Source organism: Aggregatibacter segnis (assembly GCF_003130075.1).
In the GTDB taxonomy this organism is placed as follows: domain Bacteria; phylum Pseudomonadota; class Gammaproteobacteria; order Enterobacterales; family Pasteurellaceae; genus Aggregatibacter; species Aggregatibacter segnis_A.
In genome coordinates this window covers 1-6629 of the sequence record NZ_NRCW01000014.1, presented here as the reverse complement: position 1 = coordinate 6629, position 6629 = coordinate 1, and the positions used below count along the sequence as shown (strand labels likewise).

At 33.1% G+C, this 6629-nt stretch carries 5 protein-coding genes and 1 pseudogene; 2 read left to right on the top strand and 4 right to left on the bottom strand.

Annotated elements, in window-relative coordinates:
* Nucleotides 1–59: 59 nt before the first annotated feature.
* From DK415_RS09385 to DK415_RS09370, 4 genes are all read right to left on the bottom strand, one after another.
* Nucleotides 60–1193 carry an IS1595 family transposase gene (locus tag DK415_RS09385; protein ID WP_109433407.1) on the bottom strand — a complete coding sequence of 378 codons (1134 nt, stop codon included), beginning with the start codon at nucleotides 1191–1193 and terminating at the stop codon, nucleotides 60–62.
* 503 nt (nucleotides 1194–1696) lie between these two features.
* On the bottom strand, nucleotides 1697–2899 hold the full coding sequence (locus tag DK415_RS09380; protein WP_109433406.1) for an HNH endonuclease signature motif containing protein: 1203 nt from the start codon (nucleotides 2897–2899) through the stop codon (nucleotides 1697–1699).
* A 2-nt stretch (nucleotides 2900–2901) separates the two neighbouring features.
* Nucleotides 2902–4749, bottom strand: a complete 1848-nt coding sequence (locus tag DK415_RS09375) for a DNA adenine methylase (protein ID WP_109433405.1) — start codon at nucleotides 4747–4749, stop codon at nucleotides 2902–2904.
* Between the two features lie 151 nt (nucleotides 4750–4900).
* A complete protein-coding gene (locus DK415_RS09370) occupies nucleotides 4901–5230 on the bottom strand; it encodes a helix-turn-helix domain-containing protein (protein ID WP_109433404.1) in 330 nt (109 codons plus the stop codon).
* Between the two features lie 177 nt (nucleotides 5231–5407).
* Between DK415_RS09370 and DK415_RS09365 the strand changes: the two genes are divergently transcribed.
* Complete coding sequence (locus tag DK415_RS09365) at nucleotides 5408–6442, top strand: IS1595 family transposase (RefSeq protein WP_109433403.1); 1035 nt, start codon at nucleotides 5408–5410, stop codon at nucleotides 6440–6442.
* Nucleotides 6442–6629: pseudogene (locus DK415_RS09360) on the top strand (DNA repair protein); the annotation flags it as partial. The gene DK415_RS09365 and the pseudogene DK415_RS09360, both read left to right, overlap by 1 nt.

Genomic DNA, 6629 nt, shown 5'->3' with positions numbered 1-6629 from the left:
GTGTAAAAAAATAGGCTAAAGCCTTATTCTATCGTTCTAAGTTTTGCCGATTATGCCACTTATTTGTAACTTTGACACTTCATTTGTTCTTCTAGCCGCTTGAAGTAGTTTTGTGAAATTTCTTCGGGGGCAAAGGCTTTCATTCCGATTAACTCACCTTGACGGTGATTTCCTTGCCAGTAACCGACCCACTCTTTAAGTGGCAATACCCACAGGCAACGCTTGAGGACATCTTCAAAGAGTTCTCTGTTGGAGTTACGGCGATTATCTGACAGATAAGCCGCATAGTTTGCGTAGTGTAAGGCATATTTGTTATCGGTTTTGTGATGTGTACCACGCATTAAATCACGCATTCTGGCATTAAAGGATTCTGCCAGATTATTATTCACGCCACATTTGCTATACGCCTCTTGGTGGTTCACAGCATAATGCTCGTAGTGCAATTTGAGATTGTTGTAGGCAGGATTTTCATCTGACATCACGCAACTTCCTGCTTTGACAAATCGCTGATTCATTATGGTAACAAGTGCGACGTTCTCGGTGTAATCCATGGCAACGAGTGTTTTGCTTGAGCCGTTCATTATTTCATCGTTGCAGGCACATTGGCTGAAATTAATGATGCAGCGTTTGGTTGGACGAAATTTTAGAAAACGGCGACCTTTTTTATCTTTCTTTTCTCTTTGCTTGTCTCGATTGTTGCGGAAATTGGCAGGTTTTAGCCGAAAATTAATCCAAGCGCCGTCCTCGTGGATTTCGCCTGACATTAAGGTTAAATCTCGGGTTTTGAATAAGACTTCACGCAGTTTATGCAGTAGGGCGTAGGCAGATTTGTAATTGATATTCAGTGCCCGACTGAGTTCAATGGCGGAAAGTCCTTTCACCTTATTAACAAAAAGATAGATAGCTGCCAATAAATCTACAAAGGAAAGTTTGTGATAGGCAAGTGCGGTTTGGCTCGTTACGGAAAATTCACGCCCACAATCAGACTGAGCGCAACGCCACCGCTTGCGACTAGATAAAAAGAAAGCATGGTGGCGCTTACCACAATGCGGACAAATTACATCACGCATATCCTCGGCATTGCCCCATCGAGCTGTTTTAATCAAATTAAAGGCTTCGTCATTAGAAAGACGGTAGAGCTGTTTGAGGGAAAGCGCACGAGAGCGTGCGGATAAAAGGAAGTGTTGTGCCATAGAAACAAAAATCCCCTCATTAAAACTCTGAAATTTTCAAGCCTTTTTAGGCTTAAAAAACAAAGTCCTAATGAAGGAACTATTCTCTGTGGGCAAAAAGGTATTATTTTATAGGTTACTTGTCAAGCGTTTTATTTTGTCAAGTGTTTTTTTTAAAATTTCGGTATTTTTGAATTATATCTAGATAGAGAAAGGGAAGAGTTATGTCAAGGGAATTTTTTTCAAAAGTTTGATTGCTTGTATTTTTATCATTTATAGAAATGATAATAAAAAAGCAAGCTACCCAAAAGATAGAGGCATATAGATGTAACAATAATTGTTAGCATATTTTGCAAATAGATAATATTGATGGTTACAAAACATGTCAATTTACAGAGCCTAAAATATGTGAAAAACTACCTGTAGTTCAAAAGATTTCAATCAATTTGAGATGTTAAATCATATAAATAGTGTATAAGCACACTTTAATAGTTTGTTGCGTTAAGTTGTTGAATACATAAATGTTAAACAATTAAATTATTACGTAATTTAATATACCCCTGAACTTTAGAAGTTACTATATGAGGCGGTAACTCAAAAATTGTAGTTATGTTATCAAGAAAATCTCTATGATTACTCTCTATATTATGCTTATAATTCACTTTTCCATTTTCTGAAATGGTAATAATATTAGAATCAAATAATTTATGATGATTTTGACACATCCACAGACCATTCTCTCCATCTGTGGCATGAGAAATTTTTTGCTCTAAGCTTAGATCTCTTCTATTTTTTATCTCAGAAACAGGCCATAAATGTACTCCCTGAATAATTTCACTAATTTCACAACCACATAGAACACATTTCTTTTCACCAAGGCGATCAAGTAATCTAGCATTAAACCTTGGAGATCGGAGACTATTATTTTGTCTAAGTTCTCGAATTTCTAATTCATCATCAATATTAATAATATTGATATTTCCCATCATTCTTAAAACATTTAAGCTTGATTCTGGAAGTTCTGATAAATCTTGTTCATTATATTCAAATAAAGTTATAGAATCATTCTTTTGTGCAATAGAACAAATTGCATAACAAATTAAACTTGTATCGTACTTATTTGCTCCGTATGTTTTTCCATATATATCATAAGAATTATAGCTATTTTTTACTATATATGTAGAATTATTCCCAGAGTTTTTATTTGCGTTTTCCCTCCTAGATAGAATTAGATCATCTATTGAATTAAATGGCTTAATAACACCTCTTAACTCATTTGGTATGTTTAAAAATGAGAACCCAATGCTAGCCATCAATCTATACATAAATATATGATAGCTAGTAGTATTATTAATAGAATTAGGTAAAAAGTAAAAGTATAATTTTTTGTTTTTATGTTTATTTGTAAAATATAAGTTAAACGCGGTAGGAACACTCTGTAAAGCAGAGTTACGACCTTTATTCGATATATCAGAAAAACTAATATAAAATACTTTATCGTAATATTTCAAAATTCCTAACCTTCCTTTATTGTAGGATCTAGAAAGAAACTCATCCTCATATTCATTACTAACAAATTCATATAAAAAATTATTCTTCCCCGTTAAATTATAACATATAGTAGAAAGATCATCTTCGGAAATTATATCTTTAAAATAAACCCCTGTAATTGTTGATTTTTGCATATTATTTTTGATAAAGAATTTTGGTAAATCATAACTTTTCATAACTATAGACCATTATAATTAGTAATTAAAATTTCTTTTCTATTTTTACCGGATATATAAGGTAACTCAATTAAATTATAGTTATTCTTATTAATCCAACTAATAAGTTCATTGTTACATTTCTCTTTATGCTCTGATACATAGGACATCATAAAGTATGCTCCATGGTTATGAATTTCATCTGCAAAATCAAAGAGAGCGCATTCATGAATCTTCGTCCAGCCACTAAATCCTCTTTTACCATCATTGTAAGATCCCAATGTCAACATGTATGGTGGATCCATATAATAAAAGTTTTCTGTACTAATAAACTTACTGAACTCACAAAAGTCATAGTTTAAAAACTTAATATTTAATGTCTTAATATGCCTAGAAAAGCTAATTAGTTTTTCTAAAACTTTATCGTTAAACCAACGCATTCCTGTTGGATTATTAAATTCTAAATTACCATTAAATCTAATTTGTTGATTAAACCCATAGAGTATAATTGTATAAAGCAATCTAGGATCTTTATTACATTCTGGCAATGAATTATAATGTTCTCTTATTTTTAAATAACTTTCTTTATCCCCAGCTTGCAGCTTAAACTTTTTTATATTTTTTCTTACAAACATTATATAATCATAAGTATTATATTGATAAAATGATCTAACTAACTCAACAACTTTATGATTTATATCATTGAATATAATTTCATTCGATGAGATATTAATGCCGACATTAAATCCTCCAGCAAAAACATCAATAAAATTTTTAGTTGGCTTAATTCTTTCCTTTATTTCTTTAATAATCTTATATTTGCTACCTATATAATTTAATGGCGATTCGTATCGTATATTAACTAAATCTTCTTTCTCTATAAAAAATAAATACTCATAGTGTCCTTCTTTATTTTTAGATTTATGATTAGTATATTTTTTATAATTAATATTTTTACATTGAAAACTTCTAGTCTTACCATAGCGCTTTAGACAAGCTTCAATGAAAGATTTAGACATAATTCCATCAGAACTATAACTAAATAGAATATACTTTGCTTTAGTCTCAAAAATAATTTTATCCAACAGAATATGAGCGCACAGATCTTTAGACCAAGAAGATCTCATAGGGCCAGTTGGACGACTTCCAGTAATTTTACTTATAGGGGGGTTATCATTTAAAATCAAAGTTTCAAGTAAGTGATATTGTGTCCCATACTGGTTTTGGGTATATGGAGGATCCAAATATAGTATATCGCATTCAACTTTTGAAATTATATCTTCAACCTTTTGATTAAAAATAGTAAATTTCTTAGAAATCCCTTCATAACTATTCACAGGTAAAAACTCGATCTTCTTCAGAGCTCTACTATCCCATTTTTTTAAGAATGCTCCATATACTCCAGCCACGTTTGCAACTTTTGATACAGACTCTAATAGGCTAGCTAATAAATATGAATATTCATTCTCATTAATTTGATGGGATATATACCACTCTTCTATCTTCTCTCTAAAGAAATCAATTTTTCCAGCATTCTCTTCGGTAAAATACATTCTTTTAGCTTTAGGTGAGTAGTTGTTATAAAAGAACCCCTCACGAAGCTCATTTGATTCATTAAAAAAAACTATTGGGTTGAATCCAAGTTTATTAAATAATTTTTTCTTTTCTAAAATCCTTCCTTTGGCGTAATGTGTACACCAATTTAGTGAATCATTTAAGATTAAATTAAAATCATTTTTTAAGTAATCAGACACTGTTCCTGTACCACAAAAAGCATCAAAAAAAGTATAATCCTGATTTAGTAATCCTTGGTGATCTAAAAAACTTCTTATTTCATCTACTATAGATTCTTTATTACCTAAAAATCTCAAATTTTTCTCCTAAATATTAATAATTAAAGTTACCCAAATAATGATTAGCAATATAGAAAATTTTATTAATAATATTAAAGTCTTTACTGATGTTACTTTTTATTCTCTTGAATGTTTTTAAACCCTATATTTTTATTTATCAAGTAATTTATTAATTAGAAGATATTTCTTTAAAAACAATAGTAAAAGCTTCTTTAATGTTTTCAGGCATCATACGATAGTCTGCAATTAATTTTATTTCTTGCTCTGACATTGCACTTTTTTGTGGTTCAGACTGAAACATTTCACCTTCACCACTCACGAGCCAGTTCAAATTCACGCCAGCTTTGGCGATACCAGTCATACCTTCCGCATTTGGCTCACGTTCACCACCAACATAACCTTGTAGGGTGCGGTAAGCAATTCCTGTTTGCTCTGCAAAGTCTTTAATTTTCCAATTCTTAGCTTCACAAACTTGTCTTAATCTTTCTGATATGCACATTTGAGCGTTCCTTTTCAATTTAGAATTGACAAATAACGCAAACGAGCGTATATTTGGCGTTAATTTAATAATATTTTATCACGTTTGAGCATAAATTGAATGCCCTAGATTGAATATCCTGTAAACAAATTTTTAGACAATTTCAAGACTTTTAGATAACAAAAAGAAAACGCAACTATGGCACAACACTACTTCCTCTCAAGCAAAGCCCACACGCTTTCGCCTATTAAGATGGCACAGCTATCTGATAGCGAAGCTCGGGCATTGCTATGCCAAATTCGTTGGGGGAGTGAGGAAAATGTGGTGTGTCCAAAGTGTGGTGTGCAGCATATTGCTTATCGCATTGCCAGTCGTAATCAATGGCGGTGTAAACATTGTCATCATACCTTTAGTGTCACATCAGGCACGATTTTTGCCAACCGTAAACTGTCTATTCAGACCTACCTTTACGCGATAGCCTTATTTGTTAATGCCGCTAAAGGCTTATCCGCTTGTCAACTCTCGCGTGATTTAAACGTACAATACAAGACGGCTTTTACGCTTGCTCACAAAATCCGTGAAAGTTTACAAATTCAGAAACAGCTATTTCCGCTTTCAGGTGAAATTCATATCGACGGCACTTATGTTCATTCTGCCCCACGACCAAAGAATAAGAAATCGGAGCGCGTGGATAGACGACTGAAGGAAAATACTAATCCTCACAAGCGGTCAATTTTGGTAATGCGAAGCCGTTACACTGAAGAAGAAACCGCAGAAAATCCATATTTAGTAGGCGCAAAGAAAACCTTAACTTTCCCGATTTTATCGGAAAATAGCCAAGTCGTGAATAAATTGGCAACAAGCTATATCAAGGCAGGAAGTCGTATTCACGCAGACGAAAACTCAGCTTATGACGAATTGATGATTCACTACGATTTACGTCGCGTAAACCATCAAAAAGAATACCGCAGCGATGACGGTATCACTAACAATCTTGCAGAAAGCTATTTCAGTCGCTTTAAGCGTATGATTATTGGCACACATCATAAAATCAGTAATAAGTATCTTGATAACTACGCCAATGAATGTGCTTATCGTGAAGATAATCGCCGTGTGGATAATCTGAGCCTATTTAACAGCACACTCGGGCAATGTCTTGCTACCGACAATACAACGGACTGGCAAGGTTATTGGCAGGGTAATCATAGACAAGCAGAAAGGCTGATAATGTAATGGGAAATAAAATCTATTTTAGCCAAATTCAGGCAAAAATCGACCGCTTGCAGCGTGAACGAACACAGGTGCTAGAACATCTCGAATTAGTTGAACGAAAAATCCAAAATCTCAACGATGCCCTTGAAGTGATGGAAGATGAAGCCTTAACCGATGAATACGATACTGAGGTTTATTCATATCGAAC

Coding starts and splice junctions, on each gene's coding strand:
- DK415_RS09385 (WP_109433407.1), bottom strand. CDS start 1,193: ATGGCACAACACTTCCTTTTATCCGCACGCTCTCGTGCGCTTTCCCTC.
- DK415_RS09380 (WP_109433406.1), bottom strand. CDS start 2,899: ATGAAAAGTTATGATTTACCAAAATTCTTTATCAAAAATAATATGCAA.
- DK415_RS09370 (WP_109433404.1), bottom strand. CDS start 5,230: ATGTGCATATCAGAAAGATTAAGACAAGTTTGTGAAGCTAAGAATTGG.
- DK415_RS09365 (WP_109433403.1), top strand. CDS start 5,408: ATGGCACAACACTACTTCCTCTCAAGCAAAGCCCACACGCTTTCGCCT.